This window comes from Glutamicibacter nicotianae (assembly GCF_016907615.1).
GTDB lineage: Bacteria > Actinomycetota > Actinomycetes > Actinomycetales > Micrococcaceae > Glutamicibacter > Glutamicibacter nicotianae.
Genome location: NZ_JAFBCH010000001.1, coordinates 273,487 through 291,808, shown reverse-complemented (window position 1 = coordinate 291,808; position 18,322 = coordinate 273,487). Strand labels below are relative to the sequence as shown.

Sequence of the window (18,322 nt, the reverse complement as noted above, 5' to 3'; positions counted from 1 at the left end):
CTCCTAGCTCGTTGCGTCAATGACCATGTCGCGGATTTCCTTCGGCGGTCCCGCGTCCAGGGGGCGCCAGTCGGTGAGTTCCGAGTAAGCGATCATGCGTTGCCGGGTCGAGTACTTCGGATGGCAGGTGGTCATGGTCAGGATCGACTTCGTTGGCTCCACTCCCCACTGGTGCGGGGTGGGCAACAGGACATCTCCGTTGGAGGGAGCCACAATCTCGGTGGCGTACCAGGTATAGGTGTAATATCCTTCGGCGGTCTGCAGATAGATCTTGTCGCCATCCTGCAGCTTGTCGATGTCCCAGAAGACCTGGCCATGGGTCTGGCGGTGGGCCGCGACAGCGAAGTTGCCCAGCTCCCCCGGCTGCTGCGTGGTCGGATAATGCCCGATGCCGAGGTTGTCGAGCACGTAGTCTTCCACACCGTAGGTCACCGGGTGGTGCGAACCGTTAGCGCCGAAGCGCGGGAAGTACATGATGCCGAAGGTTTCTCCGGGAACCAATTCCGTGACCGGAGCCGGACCGTAGTCCTTCTCCTCTTCTTCCTCATTGATTTCCGGCACCTTCACGTCGCCGAGTTCCTGCACGAGATTTGCGGTGACTTCCTTCTGGGCCTGTGCCGAGTCGATGTTCGTCCACCACAGTTCCCACACCACGTAGAGCATCAGCAGGATGCCAAGGGTAATCAGCAGCTCACCAAAGAACCCGGCGATACGGTTCCCTGCCGACGGTTGTCGACGCTGCATGCGTCGACCCTGCGCTGTGGCGGTTCGGTTCACGGCGGTCTGGCTCCTTAGGCAAAAGAAATGCACGAATCAGGTCAACTAACGTGGGCCGATGCTGGCCAAAACCCAGAGTTCCAGCGGGTAACGGCTAGTATTGAAGCTACGTAGGAATGCACTAAGCAGTTCTCAGCATTCTTGCACCCAAGCCTACCGGGAAGACCTGAAGGTCACCCACATTTACTACATTAAGCCGATGAAGCCGAGGGAGCATTCGAGTGCCGGAGTCAAAGCCACGACGCAAGAAGAATTCACAGCCGCAGGAGACGCGCCAGAACTCCCATGCCATCGATAAGCCGATGCCGGGCTGGTACAAGCCAGTCATGTTCGGACTGATGCTTCTGGGCCTGCTGTGGATCATCGTTTATTACGTTTCGCAGACCCTGTACCCGATTCCGAATATCGGCGGATGGAACATCGTCGTCGGCTTCGGAATCGCCATGGTCGGATTCTTCATGACAACAGGCTGGAAATAGGCCTATCGCCGGTCCCCTTGATGAAAGGGACCGGCGAAGCTGTTTAATGGCGGCCGTTGATATTAGTGGCTGACGGCTTTCAATCCGATGATGCAGCCGACGAGGCCGAGAATGAAGACCATCTTCAGTACGCTGAAGGCTTCCTGCCCGGTGGCCATCGAGTAGATGACGGCAAGAGAGGCGCCGATGCCTACCCAAACGGCGTACGCGGTGCCCACGGGGATCTCTTTCATCGCGTAAGCCAGTCCGCCCATGGAGATAACCAGCCCAACGAAGAAGATAACGGTCGGAACGAGTTTCGAGAAACCCTCGCTCATGCCAAGAGCGACGGCCCATACGGCTTCAAACAGTCCAGAGACGATCAAAACTATCCAATGCATGCCAGATACTTTCTGGCCGTCTTGTCGCGTTCCGGGTACGGCTCCCTCGTCCGGGTCCAAGCAGTTATTGCTGGTGACCACCTCAGGCTAGCAAATGCAGGTCATGCTGTCTTGCGGCTGTGACCAATATGCCACCTATCCGCCTGAGGATCTTCGAGTCCACCGCCCAGCACTGAAAATACAGTGGCACATCGATAAACCATTGCTCGTTGAGCACCTGCAGCCCTTTGGCTTTCTGCAGTTGCGGCTCCGGCACCATCCCCCATCCCATCCCTGCTTCGATGGCCGCAACAAATTGCACGGAGTCCGGTACATGGTGGATCTGTCCCGCCGGGCGCGCCTTGGCTCCGGCAGCCCGCTCGAGCATGAGGTGCTGCAAAGGATCCTCGCGATCAAAGACCACCATAGGGGTGCGAATCAGTTCATCTGCGCTCCCGGTGGGTACTTGGTGTTGGGCCACCGTAGCTTTCGCTGCCGCGCGGTAGCGCATTGCCCCCAGCTTCTGGCTGATGCATCCTTGGATGTTCTCTTCAGAATTCGTGACCACTGCACTGACACGGCCTGTACGAAGCAGCTCCAGTCCCCTGTTTTCGTCGGTTCGCACGATTTCGCAGGAAAGATCCTCAAATTTGGCGAGCTCCGAGAATACCGGACCGAACCATGTGGAAAGCGAATCCGCGTTGACTCCGATCGCGATCTGGACTGGTTTCTCCGAGGCGATCTCGTTTGAGAACTCTGCACTGAGCAAGGACATCTGACGCGCATAGCGCAGTACCTTGGTTCCTTGCTCGGTGGCAGCAACCGGTCGACTGCGAACTAGCAGAATTGCCCCCAAACGATTCTCCAGCGCTTTGATGCGCTGGCTGACCGCCGAGGCCGTAATTCCCAGATCAATTGAGGCATCATCGAAACTTCCCGCATCCACAACTGCTAGCAGGGTTTCAAGCTGTTCCACATCCATATTCACATTAGGAACTCTAATGTAGATTCAGGAACTTAAGTTCGACGCAGTTTAAGGATTCTCTTACAGTTTTTACATGTTCTCTGGACCCTTGTTCTTCGGCTTCACCACGGGCTTGTCCCTCATCATCGCCATTGGTGCGCAAAACGCTTTCGTCTTGCGCCAAGGAATACGGAAAGAACATGTTTTCACCACTGCGCTGGTGTGTTCGTTGTCAGACGCAGTATTGATTGCCGCCGGCGCCAGTGGCATGGGAGCACTGGTCGAGCGAGCGCCTTGGCTATTGATGATTGCGCGAATTGGCGGTTTCATCTTCTTGGCAAGCTACGCGATTTTCGCTTTCCGCCGGGCGTTGAAGCCCGAAGCGCTGAAGGTCTCTGCACTGCCTGGCGCAACATCGGTCACTTCAATCGTCGGGACGGCTTTGGCCCTCACCTGGCTGAACCCGCATGTGTATATCGATACGGTTCTGCTTCTGGGGTCAATGGCCACTTCCCAAGCCGCGGGCGCACCTAACTTCGCCATTGGTGCCATCCTTGCCAGCTTTACCTGGTTCTTCGCACTCGCCTATGGCGCGCGGTTCCTGGCCCCGCTCTTCGCAAAGCCGAAAGCGTGGCAAGTACTGGATATAGCCATCGGTTTCGTCATGCTCATCTTCGCGAGCATGCTGATCCTTCCAGTCTTCACCAAGTAATCCACAGGCTAGAACTTTTATCCACAGTCTTTGTGCACAACTTTAATGAACAGTTGTTCACAAAGTTATCCACAGCTGGGGAAAAATGGGGGATATTGAGTGGATTTCTTCAAGACTACCAAGTCAAGTGCGCTTCCAAGGCGTGAAATCACATGCTTGTAAGTTATTAACACTGTGGATTTCCATTGTGGATAAGGCTTGGGTTCGCCATTTGCGCCGCGATTTGCCAGATTCGTTTAAACTTTCGAACCCAAAGTTATTAACAGACTTGGGGTTCGTATATGCACTATCTACAGGGGTTGTTTAAAAGTTATCCACAATTGGGGACAAAGCTGTGAGTATTGCGTGCTTGAAGGCGAATACCCTTGATATCAAGGGGGAGCAGAGGTGTTAATAACCTTTATGCGCAGAGAGTTACACGCTTGTAAGTTATTAACAGTGTGGATAAGCAGTGTGGATAAACGGTTCGTCGTTTTTTCGAATTACCCCAAGGGCCACTTCACAGCTTCGGTGGAAATGTAGACCGCGGCTAGCAACGCAATCGATAGGGCAGTGAGCAAAAGTATCTGCGTTCGCGCACGTTGTGGATTACTTCTCGGGATAAGCACGATGCAGCAGGCTCCGAGAATACCCAAAATCGCGCCGCCCAGGTGTCCCTGCCACGAGATACCGGAAATCACGAAGCCCAGAGCCACATTCAAGGCAAGGATGATTCCCATGGAGCGAAGTGCCTGCTTATTGGAGCGGAACACGACGAAAGTCGCGAGGAATAGTCCCGCCAATGCGCCTGAAGCTCCGAGCGTGGCGCTGAGCGGATCGCTCAGCAGGAGAACTCCCAGTGAGCCGCCAAAGGCACTGAGCAGGTATAGCCAGGTGAAGCGCAGCCGTCCCATTCGCGGCTCGAGCATGGTCCCGAAGATGTAGACACCGTACATGTTCATGGCCAGGTGCAGGAAGGAACTCGTGGAGTGGGCAAAGGCGCTGGTTATCAGGCGCCATGGCTCATAGGCAGCCAGAGCGGGGGCGAGTACAAGCTGATTAGTGAATCCGGGGATGATCCACTGCAGCAGATACACCAGCACGTTCAGGCCGATGAACGTGTACGTGACAACAGGGGCGCCGGAGCGGGCCCGGCCACCGAACTGGGTTTTCTGCTGTGGCAGGTTCTTATTGGCTTGCGCTACGCAGTCCACGCAGTGCACACCCACGGGTGCAGAGACTTGGCACTGCGGGCAGATCGGGCGCCCACAGCGGTTGCACGAAACATAGGACACCGTCTGCGGATGCCGAAAGCACGTAGGAGCAGCTTGGCCCTCTGGGGAAACCTGTCCGAAGGACATCGGTACCTGCCTTGCGTTGGGGGAGTAAGGATTAAATGCCCGAGGCCCCGGCAATGCCTGCTAGGAATCGCCGGAGCCTCGCGGTGGTGCGCCTGTGCTGTTACAGGGTCTCGATGTCGACCGAGTTGATGACGACGTCTTCCAGTGGCTTGTCACGGCCATCGGTAGCAACGGCGTTCAATGCGTCAACGACCTTGCGGGAATCTGCATCGACAACTTCACCGAAGATGGTGTGCTTGCCCTGCAGCCAGGTGGTAGGAACGGTGGTGATGAAGAACTGCGAACCGTTGGTTCCACGACCCATGCGGATACCCGCATTGGCCATAGCCAGCTTGTAAGGCTCGTTGAAGTTCAGTTCTGGGTGGATCTCATCATCGAACTGGTAGCCTGGGCCGCCGAAGCCCTGGCCCAGTGGGTCGCCACCCTGAATCATGAAATCGGAAATGATGCGGTGGAAGATGGTTCCGCTGTACAGCGGGGTGTTGGACTTCTTGTCACCGGATTCTGGGTGTACCCACTCCTGCTCACCGGTCGACAGGCCAACGAAGTTCTTTACGGTCTTCGGTGCGTGGTTGCCGAAGAGCTCGACAACGATATCGCCCAAAGTAGTGTGAATCGTGGCTTTATGAGTTGCGTTTGCGGTCATGCCCTCATTCTTCCATGATCTATGCTCGACCCGCTAAATACTGACGTACGCGTTGAGTGAAAATTTGGATGACTTTCAGGCTGCTGGTCCGCCTATGCTGGCTACTTGGCATGGAACTGCCTAGTCTTGAACTGTCGGTTAGTGTGAATTTTTCGGATCGGGATCAATGCATGAGCAAGAAGAGCAAAGCAGGAAAAGTACTAGCCGTTGGCTTGATTGCGGGACTTGTCGCGGTGCTGGTTGCCGTGTGGAAAGCCTCGAAGCCTATTGAGGATCCATGGGAAAACGAGCCGCTTCCTGCACAGCCGCACCAGCCTGCTGAATCAAGGGAAGCAAGCGTGGAAGAAATCCGCGAAATCCTCGAAGATGACAAGTAGTCCTGGCTAGGCTTCAATTTTTGGTTGGGCTTGCCCTCGGATCACGAGGGCAAGCCCTACGAGTATCACCGCCAGCCCGGCGTAGGTAGCGATAGAAACTACCTGGCCTAAGAACAATGCCGCCAGAATTGCTGCTCCGGGGATCTCAAGCAGAATCAGCGTCGAAACCGTCAGCGGACCGAGCACGCTGAGCAAGTGATTCATGGCGGTATGGCCGAAGATCTGGGCGCAAAGCGTCAGCAGAATGATCCCTATCCATCCTCGGGCGTCAAAACCCCAGATAGGGGTCCCAGTCACGAGGCACAGGATCAATAGCACGACGGCGGTAAACGCATAGCAGCTCGAGGCATATGTTGCAGTTCCCAAGGTCCTTCGTGCCACCGATCCGGCCAGCGTGTACACCGCGGCCAAGATGCCGCCGGCCAAGGCCAGCAGATCGCCAATGATGGCGTCCCGCCCCAGTCCCATATCGAAACCCGTGATGATGATGGCACCAAGCAGCGCAACGCCCATGCCAAGGAAAACCTGGGTCCGGTATTTGGTGCCGCGCAGAACCTGGTAAATCGCGATCCAGACACCTTGGATGCACACCAGCGCCGTACCGGCAGCCACACTGGTCAGCCGCATCGAATACATGAAGCATACGAAATGCAATGCAAGAGCCACGCCGGCAATCCCGGTGAAGAACCATTCCCGCCCGGTCATCTGCAGATAGGCTTTTGAATTTTTGCGCAGCGCCGGTGCGCTGAGCACAGCCGCGGCAGCGCCATTGCGCCAGAAGGCCATGGAGAGAACCGGGACACCCGGGAAGGCGGCGATTATGGGGCCGGATGCGGAAATACCGAGGATTCCGACCAGGGCAAGCAAGATGGTCACCAACCCAGATTACAGTTTCCGAACGCAGGGGCTTCATTCGTATGCCGAAGCCGGCGAAACCGGCGATTCCTTGGAAGAGCCAAAATATGCATAATTTGGCATATTCACTGCAAAACGCCATGTTTTCTGTCTATTCTACCGATTTTCTCCGCCAGTATGCAGCGATCAATGCGCCGGACAAGTTATGCCAAACAGAGAATACGGCACCCGGCAGCGCCGCCTCCGGCGAGAAGTATTGCTTCGCCAGCCCTCCGGCAAGACCCGAGTTCTGCATGCCGACTTCGATGGCAATCGTGCGCCGGGAATCCTCGGGAACCCGCAGGAGGATGCCGATGGCATATCCCAATGCCAGGCCCAGTGCGTTGTGCAAGACTACCGCCACCAAGACGAGCAGCCCGGCCGTCACGATTGTCTGCGCGCTGCCCGCGACGATGACCGTCACCACGAATGTAATGGCCAGCACCGACAGCCATGGCAGCGCACCGCTGATCTTGTCCACGAACCGATTGAACAGCATGCGCAGGAAGATGCCCAGCACCACCGGAATCAAGACGATCTGGACAACACTGATTGCCATGGATCCCGCATCGACCGGCATGTACTGGCCAGCGAGCCACAAGGCCAGCGCTGGAGTCAGCAAAGGTGCGAGCAAAGTCGACACCGAAGTCATGGCGACGGACAGAGCAACATTGCCGCGAGCCAAGTACGAAACCACGTTGGAAGCCGTGCCTCCGGGCGCGCAGCCAACCAGAATCAAGCCGGCTGCCAATGCCGGTTCAAGTTGCAGCATCGTGGCTACCAGCCAGCCCATCGAAGGCATGATGATGAACTGCGCTGCGACACCGCCCAGTACCGGCAAGGGATTCTTGAAGACCAACGCGAAATCCGGCATGGTCAAGGTCAGCCCCATGCAGAACATGATCACCATCAGCAACGGATTGATCCAACTGGAAAGACCCAAGAACGCTTGGGGAATGAGCATTCCGCATAATCCGCCGAGCAATATCAGCACAGGGAAGAGCAGTACCGCAATGCGGGAGTTTCTTTCGGTTTCTTTGGCGTTCGCCTCGACGGTGAAAGGGCTGGGCTTTTCATTTGGCACCTAGGTAGTCTGCCACTAATGAGGTGCCGCCACAACGAGACAACTGAAGTTAATCCGTTGCCCTAGCCATATTAACTTGGGTGTCACTGGCAATCCTCATGCTGGAGACGTGAAGGTAGCAATTGTCGCTGAATCGTTCCTTCCCCATTTCAATGGGGTGACCAACTCAATCCTCAAGACCTTGGACCACCTGAGGCAAACGGGCCATGAAGCCGTCGTCATCACCCCCGCAGGCTCGCTGGCAGGGGAGTTGTCGGGCCACGGCGTGCCAAAGCTCTACCAGGGCTTCAAGATCCTCACGGTTCCTTCCATGCCGTTGGCCAGCTATCCTGAGGTGCGGGTCGCTACTACCAGCGTTAGCCGGCTGCGCAAGTTGCTGGCTCGAGAGAGAGCAGATGTCGTTCATCTGGCTAGCCCGTTCATCCTGGGCTGGCAGGCGCTGCGCGCCGCACAAGAGATGGACTTGCCCACGGTGGCGCTGTATCAGACCGAGGTTCCAAGCTACGCGGCACGCTATAAGATTCCATGGCTTACCCAAAGGCTCTGGGAGCACGTCAGAGCGATCCACACCGGTGCGGACCTGACGCTGGTGCCAAGTACGTTTTCCCACCAGCAGCTCGAATCCCTGGGCGTCCAGCGCCTGGCCATATCAGGCAGGGGAGTCGATACTGCCCAGTTCACGCCACGACGGCGCAGCGAGCACTTCAGACAGGCGGTCGCCCCGAATGACGAGGTGGTCATTGGCTATGTCGGCCGGCTGGCGGCAGAGAAGCAGGTTGCCGACCTGCAGGCCCTGGCGGACCTTGAGAATACCCGCCTGGTGATTGTCGGTTCCGGCCCGCTCGAGGACGAACTGCGCAGCCTGCTGCCCAATGCCCACTTCACCGGTTTCCTTTCAGGGGAGCGCTTGGGCGAGGTCATGGCCTCGATGGACATTTTCGTCCATCCTGGAGCCTCGGAGACCTTCTGCCAGACCATTCAGGAAGCGATGGCCTGCGGCGTGCCTGTGGTAGCCGTAGGACGTGGGGGACCGCTGGATCTGGTGGATTCCTCGCGCACCGGTTGGCTCTACCAGCCGGGGAATCTTGATGAACTGCGCAGCCGCGTCAGCGACTTGGCGTACGACGATGCAAAACGCCTGGCTTTTGCCAGCGCCGCGCTGAGCAGTGTCCAGGATCGTTCTTGGCACGGCATTGGCCAGCAGCTGCTTGGGCACTATGAGCAGGTCCGGATAGCCAGGATCCGGCACTAGCTGGACAGAAAAGTCTTTGAGATGCGCAAAAGGCGGAAAGCTGCCGCTTTCCGCCTTTTGGCAAATGTGGAGCCTAGGAGAATCGAACTCCTGACATTCTGCTTGCAAAGCAGACGCTCTACCAACTGAGCTAAGGCCCCGTATTCAATTCTGAAGCTTCCGCCCCGTGATCAATTCAGCTGAACCAATCAAAAAGAATTAGCGGAAAGTTTTCACTTTCCGCCATTTTCTTTTGTGGAGCCTAGGAGAATCGAACTCCTGACATTCTGCTTGCAAAGCAGACGCTCTACCAACTGAGCTAAGGCCCCAAAAGCTTTAGGAAACTTTATCGGCTACCTGATGCCAGGTTTCCTTTGTTTCCGACGAAGCCTTCGCCTTCTTGACCAAGACTACTGCAGCAGTCGCGATCGATGCGAGAACCAGGAACTTTTTCATTGCTTCCTCTTTCCCTCCAGCAAGGTTTCCGTGGGCGTACCAAGACTTGAACTTGGGACCTCTTCGTTATCAGCGAAGCGCTCTAACCGCCTGAGCTATACGCCCTTGCTTTTGTTTTGTTCCCTTCGGAACGAAATAAAACTTTACCGGTGTTCCCCGAAAGATACAAATCGAGCCCGGGTGTCATGCATCACAGCATGAATCCCGGGCTCGACAAGGGTGTTCCTAGTCGTCGGTGAGGGTAACCCCGGCGCCGCCGACCAGCGAAGCTGCAATGTTGTACAGCACCGCGCCAAGCATGGAGACCACGGAAATCGCCACAACGTTCACCACGGCGATGATTGTCGCGTAGGAAGCCACCTGGCCCAGCGACATGGTGTCGCGCAGGTCGAAGTTTCCGTCGGCGCCGATGGCGTCGCGCATCAGCTGGTTGAACGCATCAAAGGTTCCGGTCAAGTCCAGTACGGCCCAGATGCCTACGGCTGCAACCACGGTGATCACGCCGAAGGCGACCGAGAGCAGGAAGGCCAGCTTCAGCACCGAGAAGGGTTCCACCTTGGATACCAGCAGGCGGGCCTTGCGAACCTTGGCCTTGGGGGCTGGGCGAACCAGGCGTTCCTGGCCATTGGCTGGACGCTGCTGGCCGGTTGGGCGCTGGCCTGCAGGGCGCTGCGGTGATCCCGTTGGGCGCTGGCCTGCTGGACGCGACTGTCCTGCCGTTGGTCGTGCACCGGCGCTAGCCGGGCGGGAGCCTGTACCGGTCGGAGCCGGACGCTTTACCTGGGTAGGTCGCGGCGCTGCGCTCTTCGGGGCACCGCCGCTGGGGCGTGGCGTCGAGGGCGTGCTCATGCGTTACCTCCGTTAGTGTTGTCTTCGTTTTCGGCGCCGGAATCAGTTTCTGGCGCAGCCGATGACTCGTCGATCGTGTTTTCTGCGTCCAACGTTACGGCATTTTCCTCCGAGTTCTCCTCGAGCCCGGTCTCAGAGTTCTTGGCAACGGCGAGGATGCGGTCCTTCTTGTCCGGCTTGGCGAAGATGACGCCCATCGTGTCGCGGCCCTTGGAAGGAACCTGCGAAACTGCGGAGCGGACCACCTTGCCCGAGCCCATCACCACCAAGACCTCATCGGTCTCGTCGACGATCAGCGCGCCAACCAGCTCGCCGCGTTCCTCATTGAGCTTGGCCACCTTAATGCCCAAGCCACCACGGGATTGCACGCGGTATTCCTCGACCGTTGTGCGCTTTGCGTAGCCTTCGTTGGTCACGGTGAACACGAAGGATCCCTCGCGGACCACATCGGCTGCCAGCAGCTCATCGCCGTCGCGGAACTTCATGCCGGTGACGCCGGACGTGGCGCGGCCCATCGGGCGCAGGGCGGTATCGGTGGCGGTGAAGCGGACCGACTGGCCCAGGCGTGAGACCAGCATCACGTCATCGGATTCGCTGACCAGCTGCGCGGAGACCAGTTCATCGCCCTCGCGCAGGTTGATCGCGATGACGCCTGCGGTGCGGTTGGTGTCGTAGTCCTCCAGTCGGGTCTTCTTCACCAGGCCGTTGCGGGTAGCCAGCATCAGGTAGGCGGCATCCTGGTAGGTGCGCAGATCCAGCACCTGGGCGATGTGCTCATCGGGCTGGAAGGCCATCACGTTGGCCACGTGCTGGCCCTTGGCGTCGCGGCCGGCTTCGGCCAGCTCGTAGCACTTGGTGCGGTAGACCCGGCCGTGGTTGGTGAAGAACAGCAGCCAGTTGTGGGTCGAGGTGACGAAGAAGTGTTCCACCACGTCGTCGCCGCGCAGGTTCGCGCCCTTGATGCCCTTGCCGCCGCGGGCCTGCGATCGGTAGTTGTCGATGCGGGTGCGCTTGACGTAGCCGCCGCGGGTAATGGTGACGACCATTTCCTCTTCCGGGATCAGGTCTTCGACGCTCATGTCGCCGTCGTAGCCCATCAGCACCTTGGTGCGGCGGTCGTCGCCGTGCTTGTCGACAATTTCCTGCAGCTCTTCGGAGACGATCTCGCGCTGGCGGGCTGGTGAAGCGATGATTGCCTGGAATTCGGCGATCATGCGCTCGAGCTCGGCGTGGCGGTCCTGGATCTTCTGGCGCTCTAGAGCGGCCAGGCGACGCAGCTGCATGTCCAGGATGGCGCGGGCCTGGTCCTCGTCGATGCTCAGCAGTTCCATCAGGCCATCGCGGGCGGCCTCGGTGGTGGCCGAGCGGCGAATCAGCGCGATGACCTCGTCCAGGGCGTCCAGTGCCTTGAGCAGGCCACGCAGGATGTGGGCTTCTTCTTCGGCCTTCTTCAAGCGGTATTCGGTGCGGCGGACGATCACTTCGATCTGGTGGGTGACCCAGTGGCGGATGAATCCGTCCAGCGGCAGGGTGCGCGGCACCCCGTCGACGATCGCTAGCATGTTGGCGGAGAAGTTCGACTGCAGCTCGGTGTGCTTGTACAGGTTGTTCAGCACCACCTTGGCCACGGCGTCGCGCTTGAGCACGATGACCAGGCGCTGGCCGGTGCGGCCGGAGGTCTCATCGCGCATGTCGGCGATGCCGGAAATCTTGCCGTCACGCACCAGCTCGGCGATCTTCACCGCGAGGTTGTCCGGGTTGGCCATGTACGGCAGCTCGGTGACCACCAGGCAGGTGCGTCCCTGGATTTCCTCGACGTTGACCACGGCGCGCATGGTGATCGAGCCGCGGCCGGTGCGGTAGGCGTCGGCGATGCCCTTGGTGCCCAGGATCATCGCGCCGGACGGGAAGTCCGGGCCCTTCACGCGCAGCATCAGCTCGGCGAGCAGCTCTTCGCGGGAGACGTCAGGGTTCTTCAGGTACCACTGCACGCCCTCGGCGACCTCGCGCAGGTTGTGCGGCGGGATGTTGGTGGCCATGCCCACGGCGATGCCAGAGGAGCCGTTGACCAGCAGGTTCGGGAAGCGGGCCGGCAGGACCGTGGGTTCCTGGTTCTTGCCGTCGTAGTTGTCCTGGAAATCAACGGTGTTCTCGTTGATATCGCGAACCATTTCCATGGCCAGCGGGGCCATCTTGGTTTCGGTGTAACGCTGGGCGGCGGCGCCGTCGTTGCCCGGCGAGCCGAAGTTGCCCTGGCCCAGGGCCAGCGGGTAGCGCATGACCCAGTCCTGGATCAGGCGCACCAGCGCATCGTAGATCGCGGTGTCGCCGTGCGGGTGGTACTGGCCCATGACTTCGCCGACCACGCGGGCGCACTTGTTGTAGGCGCGCTCCGGGCGGTAGCCGCCGTCGTACATCGCGTAGATCACGCGGCGGTGCACCGGCTTCAGTCCGTCGCGCACATCCGGCAGCGCACGGCCGACGATGACTGCCATGGCGTAGTCGAGGTAGGACCGCTGCATTTCGGTCTGCAGGTCGATCTGGTCGATGCGGCCGCCGTCGTGGACCGCATCGATGATCTCGCCGTCCATTGGCGCGTCCTGTGGGGTTTGCTCGTCGCTCAATTTCTTCCCTTACAAGTCAAAAAATCTTCGGTGGATATCTGTGGTGGCTGCGGCCGGCTAGATATCCAGGAAGCGCACGTCCTTGGCGTTCTGCTGGATGAAGTTTCGCCGGGACTCGACATCCTCGCCCATCAGCACGGAGAAGACTTCGTCAGCGGCTGCCGCGTCGTCCATGGTGACCTGGCGCAGCGTGCGGTGCTCCGGATCCATGGTGGTGTCCCACAGTTCCGAATAGTCCATCTCGCCCAGGCCTTTGTAGCGCTGGATGCCGTTGTCCTTGGGCAGGCGCTTGTTGGCGGCCTGGCCGGCGAGCAGCGCCGCGTCGCGTTCCTTGTCGGAGAAGACGTAGTCGTGGGCGGCGTTGGACCACTTGATGCGGTACAGCGGAGGAGCCGCCAGGTAGACGTAGCCGTGCTCGATCAGCGGGCGCATGAAGCGGAAGATCAGGGTCAGCAGCAACGTGGTGATGTGCTGGCCATCCACGTCGGCGTCGGCCATCAGCACGATCTTGTGGTAGCGCAGCTTGGCCATGTCGAATTCTTCGCCGATGCCGGTGCCGAAGGCGGTGATCATCGCCTGCACTTCGGCGTTGCCCAGCGCGCGGTCCAGGCGGGCGCGCTCCACGTTCAGGATCTTGCCGCGCAGCGGCAGGATGGCCTGGGTGTGCGGGTCGCGGCCGCGCTTGGCGGAGCCGCCTGCGGAGTCGCCCTCCACGATGAACACTTCGCACTCGGAAGGGTTCTTCGAGGAGCAGTCCGAGAGCTTGCCAGGCATGCCGAAGGATTCCATCGGGGACTTGCGGCGGGCGTTGTCGCGGGCCTTGCGGGCGGCCAGGCGCGCCTGCGACGCCAGCTGGGCCTTGCGGATGATGTCGCGGGCCACATTCGGGTTTCGCTCGAACCAGTCGCCCAGCTCCTCGTTGACCACGCCCTGGACGAAGCCGCGGGCGATCGAGTTGCCCAGCTTGGTCTTGGTCTGGCCTTCGAACTGGGGCTCGGAGAGCTTGACCGAGATGACTGCGGTCAAGCCTTCGCGGGCATCTTCGCCGGTGAGGTTGTCATCCTTCTCGCGCAGGATCTTGTTATCGCGCGCGTAGCGGTTGAGCAGGCCGGTCAGTGCGGCGCGGAAGCCCTCTTCGTGGGTGCCACCTTCATGGGTGTTGATGGTGTTCGCGTAGGTGTGCACGGATTCGGCGTAGGCGCTGGTCCACTGCATCGCGATTTCCAGGCTGATGCCTCGTGCTGCATCTTCGGATTCGAAGGCGATAACCTCGTCGTGCACCAGCTCGATCTTCTTCGCCGCGTTCAGGTGCTTGACGTAGTCCAGCAGGCCGTCCTTATACAGGTAGTCCACGGTGCGCGGCTTGACTACTTGGTTTTCGATTTCTTCTGCGACTTCGGCCTCAGGCTCTTCGATCTCTTGGACGCGCTCGTCGGTGAGAGTGATGCGCAGGCCCTTGTTCAGGAAGGCCATCTGCTGGAAGCGGGCGCGCAACGTCTCGAAATCGAATTCGGTGGTCTCGAAGATTTCCGGATCCGGGTAGAAGGTCTGGCTGGTGCCGGTCAGCTCGGTTTCCTCGCCCTTGGTCAGCTCCTGGACGGTGTGGCCGCCATTGGCGAAACCGATGCGCCATGCGTGGCCCTGGCGGCGCACGATGGTGTTGACCTTCTCGGACAGCGCGTTCACCACGGAGATGCCCACGCCGTGCAGGCCGCCGGAGACCGCGTAGCCGCCGCCGCCGAATTTGCCGCCGGCATGCAGGATGGTCATGACGACCTCGACGGTTGGCTTGCCCTCGGTGGGGTGGATGTCCACCGGAATGCCGCGGCCGTTGTCCTCGCAGCGTACGCCGCCATCGGCCTGCAGCGTGACGTTGATGGTGTCGCAGTAGCCTGCCAGCGCCTCATCGACGGAGTTGTCGACGACTTCGTAGACCAAATGGTGCAGGCCTCGCGGGCCGGTGGAACCGATGTACATGCCCGGGCGTTTGCGTACCGCTTCGAGTCCTTCGAGGACGGTAATATCCTGGGCGCCATATGTGTGTTCGACTTTGGAAGTCATCGATTCCGCGGGAGCCTGGCTTTCAGCCGGTTCCTGCGGTGAAGCATTTTCGGTAGACACGGGTGCTACGAACTCCTCGAATTTAGCGCGCGATGGCCCTCTGCGACGGATTCTACGCGTCGGGCAATCATGGTCTGGAGGGACTCCGGCGCGGGCCTTGCCCGCAACGGAGTCAATTCACTACCTCTAATTCTACCGCGTAGACCAAAATAAACGGTGACTTTGAGTCCTAAATCGCCCACCAAAAGCTGGTAATTGACGTTCTGAGGCAGTTGTGGCGATCAAGTGAGGGGGGATCCAGCCTCCGGGTCCGTGAGTGCGCCATATGCCATGCCAGCAATCTCTATCCGTAGGTGTCGCGAGGCCCCCGTCCGGCCACCGAACGCATGCCGTGGCGCCAGGAGGGAGCGTTGGGACCCAGCACCTTGAGCACGGTGACGATCCCGGGCCCCAGCTCGGCATCGAATTTCTTCAGGATGTCGTGGGTGAGCAGGCGCATCTGTGCTGCTCGCGCTGTCGTATCACAGCGCATCACCACCACGGTGTCCTCGAAGGATTCAGGTTTGCAGTGCTTCGCGTTCTCCACGCCGATGATGTCCTCCCAGCGTCCGAGCACCGAGCCGACAGCGACCTGGGTGTTCCAGCCGCGCGACTTAGACAGCCGGGAGACCACTTCGCCAATGGCGCGCGGGTCGCGAACCGCTCCTTCGGCAGATTCCGGCCTTTCCTCGGCGAATCCGCGGCGGGCGGCCTTGCGCTTGCGCACCCTTTCCATGCGGGCGGCATCGATGCGCCGCTCGCCGCGTTCTTCGGCGAGCTTGCGCATGCGGTTGAGCAGCGCCTTGGCCGCATCGATCTCTGGATCGAAGCGGTGTTCATCTCGTTCCGATGGCTCATGCATCGACAACCTGGCCAGGGGAAACCTGGAAGAAATGTCCCTTCAGCACTTCGGGGACATCTTCCACAACTGCGGCGGTCACCAGCACCTGCTCGGCTCCGGCAACGATGTGCGCCAAGCGATCACGGCGGGTGGTGTCGAGCTCGGCAAAGACATCATCCAGGATCAGGATGGGGCCTGATCCTGGACGCGGATCGTCATCGCCGAAAACACGGTAGGCGGCCAGGCGCAAGGCCAAGGCAAAGGACCAGGTTTCCCCGTGCGATGCATAGCCCTTGGCAGGAGTTGGACCCAGGATCAGGGTCAGATCGTCGCGGTGCGGTCCGAACAGCGAAATTCCGCGGTCGACTTCACGGCTGCGATTCGCTTCGATGGCGTTCAGCAGCAGTTCCTGGATCTCTTCTTGCTCCACGGACTCAAGATCATCCGCCGGCAGGCTGTTCTCATCGAGTTCGCCCTCAAGCGAGGAACGGTAGATGGCGCGCGCTTCCTTGGCGCCATCTGCCAGATCTGCGTAGGCAGCCTGCATGTACGGGCGGATCAAGGCCAAGACGTCCAGGCGTCCGCGCATCAGCCGAGCGCCGGCCAATGCCAGTTGCAGATCCCAGGCCTTGAGCGTGTTCTCCTGCGAGGGGCTCAGCGTGGACTTGCCGCGAATGGACTTGAGCAGGGCATTGCGCTGCTTCACGATGCGTTCGTAGTCGTTCTTGGTGCCGGCCTCCACCGGGCGCAGGGTTACCAGAAGCTCGTCCAGGAACTTGCGGCGGTTGGACGGATCGCCCTTGATTAGAGCCAAGTCCTCGGGGGCGAAGAGTACAGTGCGCACCATGCCAAGGATCTCCCGTGCGCGAACCGGGTTAGCCCGGTTGATGCGCGCCCGGTTGACCTTGCCGCTGGTGATCTCGACCTCGAGCACCGTGGTCTGCGGACCACGATGCACGGTGCCCCTGATTAGCGCGCGCTCGGAACCGAAATTCAGCAGGGGCGCGTCATTGCTGACTCTATGCGACGAAAGGTTGGCTAGATAGCCGATGGACTCAACGATATTGGTCTTGCCGACCCCGTTGGGGCCGATCAAGACGTTGATCCCCGGGGCTAGGTGCACGTCGGCCTGCGCATACGAGCGGAAGCTCGTGAGTGAAAGCTGCGAGATATACACCGAGGTCCTGACAGAAACGAGGTGGCTGATGGACGGAGCCATCGACCACGAATTGGCTTAGTTCGAGTTTGGCAATCGAACCGGCATCACGAGGTAGCGATACTGGTCCTGGTCTTCCTCATCCAGCTTCTTCTGTCCGGTCAGCATGGCCGGTTTCGGCGCACTGGTGAAGGAGAAGCGCACGAAATCGGTGTTGAAGGAGTTCAGGCCCTCGGACAGGAAAGTCGGGTTGAAGGCAACCACGATGTCTTCGCCGCGAAGCGAGGCAACAATGGCTTCTTCAGCTTGCGCGTCTTCGCCGGTGCCAGCATCCAAGGTCAGCTGGCCATCAGTGAAGGCCATGCGAACTGGGGTATTGCGTTCGGCGACTACCGATACGCGGCGTACAGCCTCCATCAGCTCGCTGGTGCGGACGGTTGCATGAATTGGCGTATCGCTCGGGAACAGCGAGCGGATCTTCGGGTATTCGCCGTTGATCAGCAGCGAGGTGGTCCGGCGGTTGGAGCTTTCGAAGCCAACCATCTCACCGTTCTCGCTCATGGCAAGCTTCAGTTCGCCGGAGCTCGAGAGAGTCTTGGCAACTTCGCTGAGCGTCTTCGCCTTGATCAGGAAGGAAGTCGAGATTTCTGCCTGGATTGGGGTCCAGTTGAGTTCACGCAGAGCCAGACGGTAGCGGTCCGTGGCCAAGAAGGTGATCAGGTCATTTTCGATCTCAACCTTGATGCCAGTGAGTACCGGCAAGGTGTCGTCTTTGGAAGCGGCGACAATAACCTGCGAAACAGCCTCGGAGAATGCCTGGCCATCGATGGTGCCGGCGATAGCTGGGAGTTCAGGCAGGGTTGGGTATTCGTCTACCGGCATGGTGGCCAAGTGGAATCGTGAACGGCCGCAGGTCAGCGAGATTTTCGATCCATCGGTTTCCAGGGTGACGGTGGAGTTGGGCAGAGAGCGGGTAATTTCTGCCAAGAGCTTGCCGGATACCAGGATCGAGCCCTGCTCGGAAATATCTGCAGGGATCTCGATATGCGAGGAAATCTCATAGTCGAATCCCTCGAGGCGAACAAGGCCTTCGTGGGTCGAGATGAGGATGCCTGCCAAAACAGGTGATGGTGGTCGCTGCGCCAGGGACCGGGCAGTCCAGGATACGGCGTCCGCCAATACATCCTTTTCAACGCTGAACTTCACGAAAAATCCGCCTTTCGGAACCCATAAGTCTTAAGTCAGGCCAAGAAGGTAGTTCCCTCGCCAAGTTCTTAAGCATAGAGCAGGTAGTTGCACGTTCTATCCATCTAATCTTGCCACGCCCTGATAGCGCAACGTCAGCTCAGTGAACGGAGTGTGGACGATGCAACAAAAAATCTGTTCTGCACAAGTTTTGGCTCGAGGGTGAACAGTGGACTCGTTATTTGGAG

Annotated in this window: 18 protein-coding genes, 3 tRNA genes and 1 riboswitch; of the genes, 4 read left to right on the top strand and 17 right to left on the bottom strand. The window is 59.3% G+C overall.

What is annotated here, in order from left to right:
- Positions 1–3: 3 nt before the first annotated feature.
- Positions 4–777 (bottom strand): class E sortase, encoded by a 774-nt coding sequence (locus tag JOE62_RS01475; RefSeq protein WP_204719789.1) that lies wholly within the window; start codon positions 775–777, stop codon positions 4–6.
- 221 nt (positions 778–998) lie between these two features.
- On the opposite strand from JOE62_RS01475, the gene JOE62_RS01470 reads away from it, so the two are divergent.
- The gene (locus JOE62_RS01470) at positions 999–1,256 is read left to right on the top strand and encodes a cell division protein CrgA (RefSeq protein ID WP_038992721.1); all 258 of its coding nucleotides are present in this window, start codon (positions 999–1,001) and stop codon (positions 1,254–1,256) included.
- Between the two features lie 62 nt (positions 1,257–1,318).
- Here the strand turns inward: JOE62_RS01470 and JOE62_RS01465 are convergent, their stop codons facing one another.
- Together JOE62_RS01465 and JOE62_RS01460 are read right to left on the bottom strand one after the other, a co-directional pair.
- The gene (locus JOE62_RS01465) at positions 1,319–1,636 is read right to left on the bottom strand and encodes a DMT family transporter (RefSeq protein ID WP_204723185.1); all 318 of its coding nucleotides are present in this window, start codon (positions 1,634–1,636) and stop codon (positions 1,319–1,321) included.
- A gap of 11 nt (positions 1,637–1,647) precedes the next feature.
- Positions 1,648–1,715: riboswitch (guanidine-III (ykkC-III) riboswitch) on the bottom strand.
- Positions 1,716–1,718: 3 nt separating this feature from the next.
- Positions 1,719–2,597: an ArgP/LysG family DNA-binding transcriptional regulator gene (locus JOE62_RS01460; protein ID WP_239543507.1), complete on the bottom strand. Its 879-nt coding sequence runs from the start codon at positions 2,595–2,597 to the stop codon at positions 1,719–1,721.
- A gap of 91 nt (positions 2,598–2,688) precedes the next feature.
- On the opposite strand from JOE62_RS01460, the gene JOE62_RS01455 reads away from it, so the two are divergent.
- Complete coding sequence (locus tag JOE62_RS01455; RefSeq protein ID WP_476729778.1) at positions 2,689–3,291, top strand: LysE/ArgO family amino acid transporter; 603 nt, start codon at positions 2,689–2,691, stop codon at positions 3,289–3,291.
- A gap of 482 nt (positions 3,292–3,773) precedes the next feature.
- Here the strand turns inward: JOE62_RS01455 and JOE62_RS01450 are convergent, their stop codons facing one another.
- Positions 3,774–4,484, bottom strand: coding sequence for a rhomboid family intramembrane serine protease (locus JOE62_RS01450; RefSeq protein WP_052253938.1), 711 nt, complete (start codon positions 4,482–4,484; stop codon positions 3,774–3,776).
- 247 nt (positions 4,485–4,731) lie between these two features.
- Positions 4,732–5,277: a peptidylprolyl isomerase gene (locus JOE62_RS01445; RefSeq protein ID WP_038992728.1), complete on the bottom strand. Its 546-nt coding sequence runs from the start codon at positions 5,275–5,277 to the stop codon at positions 4,732–4,734.
- Between the two features lie 110 nt (positions 5,278–5,387).
- Between JOE62_RS01445 and JOE62_RS01440 the strand changes: the two genes are divergently transcribed.
- The gene (locus tag JOE62_RS01440) at positions 5,388–5,654 is read left to right on the top strand and encodes a hypothetical protein (RefSeq protein ID WP_204719783.1); all 267 of its coding nucleotides are present in this window, start codon (positions 5,388–5,390) and stop codon (positions 5,652–5,654) included.
- Positions 5,655–5,660: 6 nt separating this feature from the next.
- Here the strand turns inward: JOE62_RS01440 and JOE62_RS01435 are convergent, their stop codons facing one another.
- Positions 5,661–6,530 (bottom strand): DMT family transporter, encoded by an 870-nt coding sequence (locus JOE62_RS01435; RefSeq protein ID WP_204723184.1) that lies wholly within the window; start codon positions 6,528–6,530, stop codon positions 5,661–5,663.
- A gap of 130 nt (positions 6,531–6,660) precedes the next feature.
- Positions 6,661–7,632 carry a bile acid:sodium symporter gene (locus tag JOE62_RS01430; RefSeq protein ID WP_204719781.1) on the bottom strand — a complete coding sequence of 324 codons (972 nt, stop codon included), beginning with the start codon at positions 7,630–7,632 and terminating at the stop codon, positions 6,661–6,663.
- Between the two features lie 109 nt (positions 7,633–7,741).
- On the opposite strand from JOE62_RS01430, the gene JOE62_RS01425 reads away from it, so the two are divergent.
- Positions 7,742–8,884 (top strand): glycosyltransferase, encoded by a 1,143-nt coding sequence (locus JOE62_RS01425; protein ID WP_204719779.1) that lies wholly within the window; start codon positions 7,742–7,744, stop codon positions 8,882–8,884.
- 67 nt (positions 8,885–8,951) lie between these two features.
- Here JOE62_RS01425 and JOE62_RS01420 read toward each other — a convergent pair.
- The 10 genes from JOE62_RS01420 to dnaN form a co-directional block, all read right to left on the bottom strand.
- Positions 8,952–9,024: transfer RNA gene (locus JOE62_RS01420), tRNA-Ala, on the bottom strand.
- A 95-nt stretch (positions 9,025–9,119) separates the two neighbouring features.
- A tRNA-Ala gene (locus JOE62_RS01415) sits at positions 9,120–9,192 on the bottom strand.
- A gap of 7 nt (positions 9,193–9,199) precedes the next feature.
- Entirely contained in the window at positions 9,200–9,319 is a 120-nt protein-coding gene (locus JOE62_RS16705) for a DLW-39 family protein (RefSeq protein ID WP_211286071.1), read from the bottom strand.
- A 31-nt stretch (positions 9,320–9,350) separates the two neighbouring features.
- Positions 9,351–9,424: transfer RNA gene (locus tag JOE62_RS01410), tRNA-Ile, on the bottom strand.
- Between the two features lie 120 nt (positions 9,425–9,544).
- Positions 9,545–10,168 carry a DUF3566 domain-containing protein gene (locus tag JOE62_RS01405; RefSeq protein WP_204719777.1) on the bottom strand — a complete coding sequence of 208 codons (624 nt, stop codon included), beginning with the start codon at positions 10,166–10,168 and terminating at the stop codon, positions 9,545–9,547.
- Complete coding sequence (gyrA, locus tag JOE62_RS01400; protein WP_204719775.1) at positions 10,165–12,792, bottom strand: DNA gyrase subunit A; 2,628 nt, start codon at positions 12,790–12,792, stop codon at positions 10,165–10,167. The genes JOE62_RS01405 and gyrA overlap by 4 nt, the downstream gene beginning before the upstream one ends.
- A 57-nt stretch (positions 12,793–12,849) precedes the next feature.
- Positions 12,850–14,853: a DNA topoisomerase (ATP-hydrolyzing) subunit B gene (gene gyrB, locus JOE62_RS01395; protein WP_204723183.1), complete on the bottom strand. Its 2,004-nt coding sequence runs from the start codon at positions 14,851–14,853 to the stop codon at positions 12,850–12,852.
- Between the two features lie 343 nt (positions 14,854–15,196).
- On the bottom strand, positions 15,197–15,754 hold the full coding sequence (locus JOE62_RS01390; protein ID WP_038992736.1) for a DciA family protein: 558 nt from the start codon (positions 15,752–15,754) through the stop codon (positions 15,197–15,199).
- Positions 15,747–16,910 (bottom strand): DNA replication/repair protein RecF, encoded by a 1,164-nt coding sequence (gene recF / locus JOE62_RS01385; protein ID WP_204719773.1) that lies wholly within the window; start codon positions 16,908–16,910, stop codon positions 15,747–15,749. The genes JOE62_RS01390 and recF overlap by 8 nt, the downstream gene beginning before the upstream one ends.
- 57 nt (positions 16,911–16,967) lie before the next feature.
- Complete coding sequence (dnaN, locus tag JOE62_RS01380) at positions 16,968–18,095, bottom strand: DNA polymerase III subunit beta (RefSeq protein WP_128470864.1); 1,128 nt, start codon at positions 18,093–18,095, stop codon at positions 16,968–16,970.
- Positions 18,096–18,322 lie beyond the last annotated feature (227 nt).

Coding starts and splice junctions, on each gene's coding strand:
- JOE62_RS01440 (WP_204719783.1), top strand. CDS start 5,388: ATGGAACTGCCTAGTCTTGAACTGTCGGTTAGTGTGAATTTTTCGGAT.
- JOE62_RS01390 (WP_038992736.1), bottom strand. CDS start 15,754: ATGCATGAGCCATCGGAACGAGATGAACACCGCTTCGATCCAGAGATC.
- JOE62_RS01405 (WP_204719777.1), bottom strand. CDS start 10,168: ATGAGCACGCCCTCGACGCCACGCCCCAGCGGCGGTGCCCCGAAGAGC.
- gyrB (WP_204723183.1), bottom strand. CDS start 14,853: ATGACTTCCAAAGTCGAACACACATATGGCGCCCAGGATATTACCGTC.
- JOE62_RS01445 (WP_038992728.1), bottom strand. CDS start 5,277: ATGACCGCAAACGCAACTCATAAAGCCACGATTCACACTACTTTGGGC.
- JOE62_RS01465 (WP_204723185.1), bottom strand. CDS start 1,636: ATGCATTGGATAGTTTTGATCGTCTCTGGACTGTTTGAAGCCGTATGG.
- JOE62_RS01460 (WP_239543507.1), bottom strand. CDS start 2,597: ATGGATGTGGAACAGCTTGAAACCCTGCTAGCAGTTGTGGATGCGGGA.
- JOE62_RS16705 (WP_211286071.1), bottom strand. CDS start 9,319: ATGAAAAAGTTCCTGGTTCTCGCATCGATCGCGACTGCTGCAGTAGTC.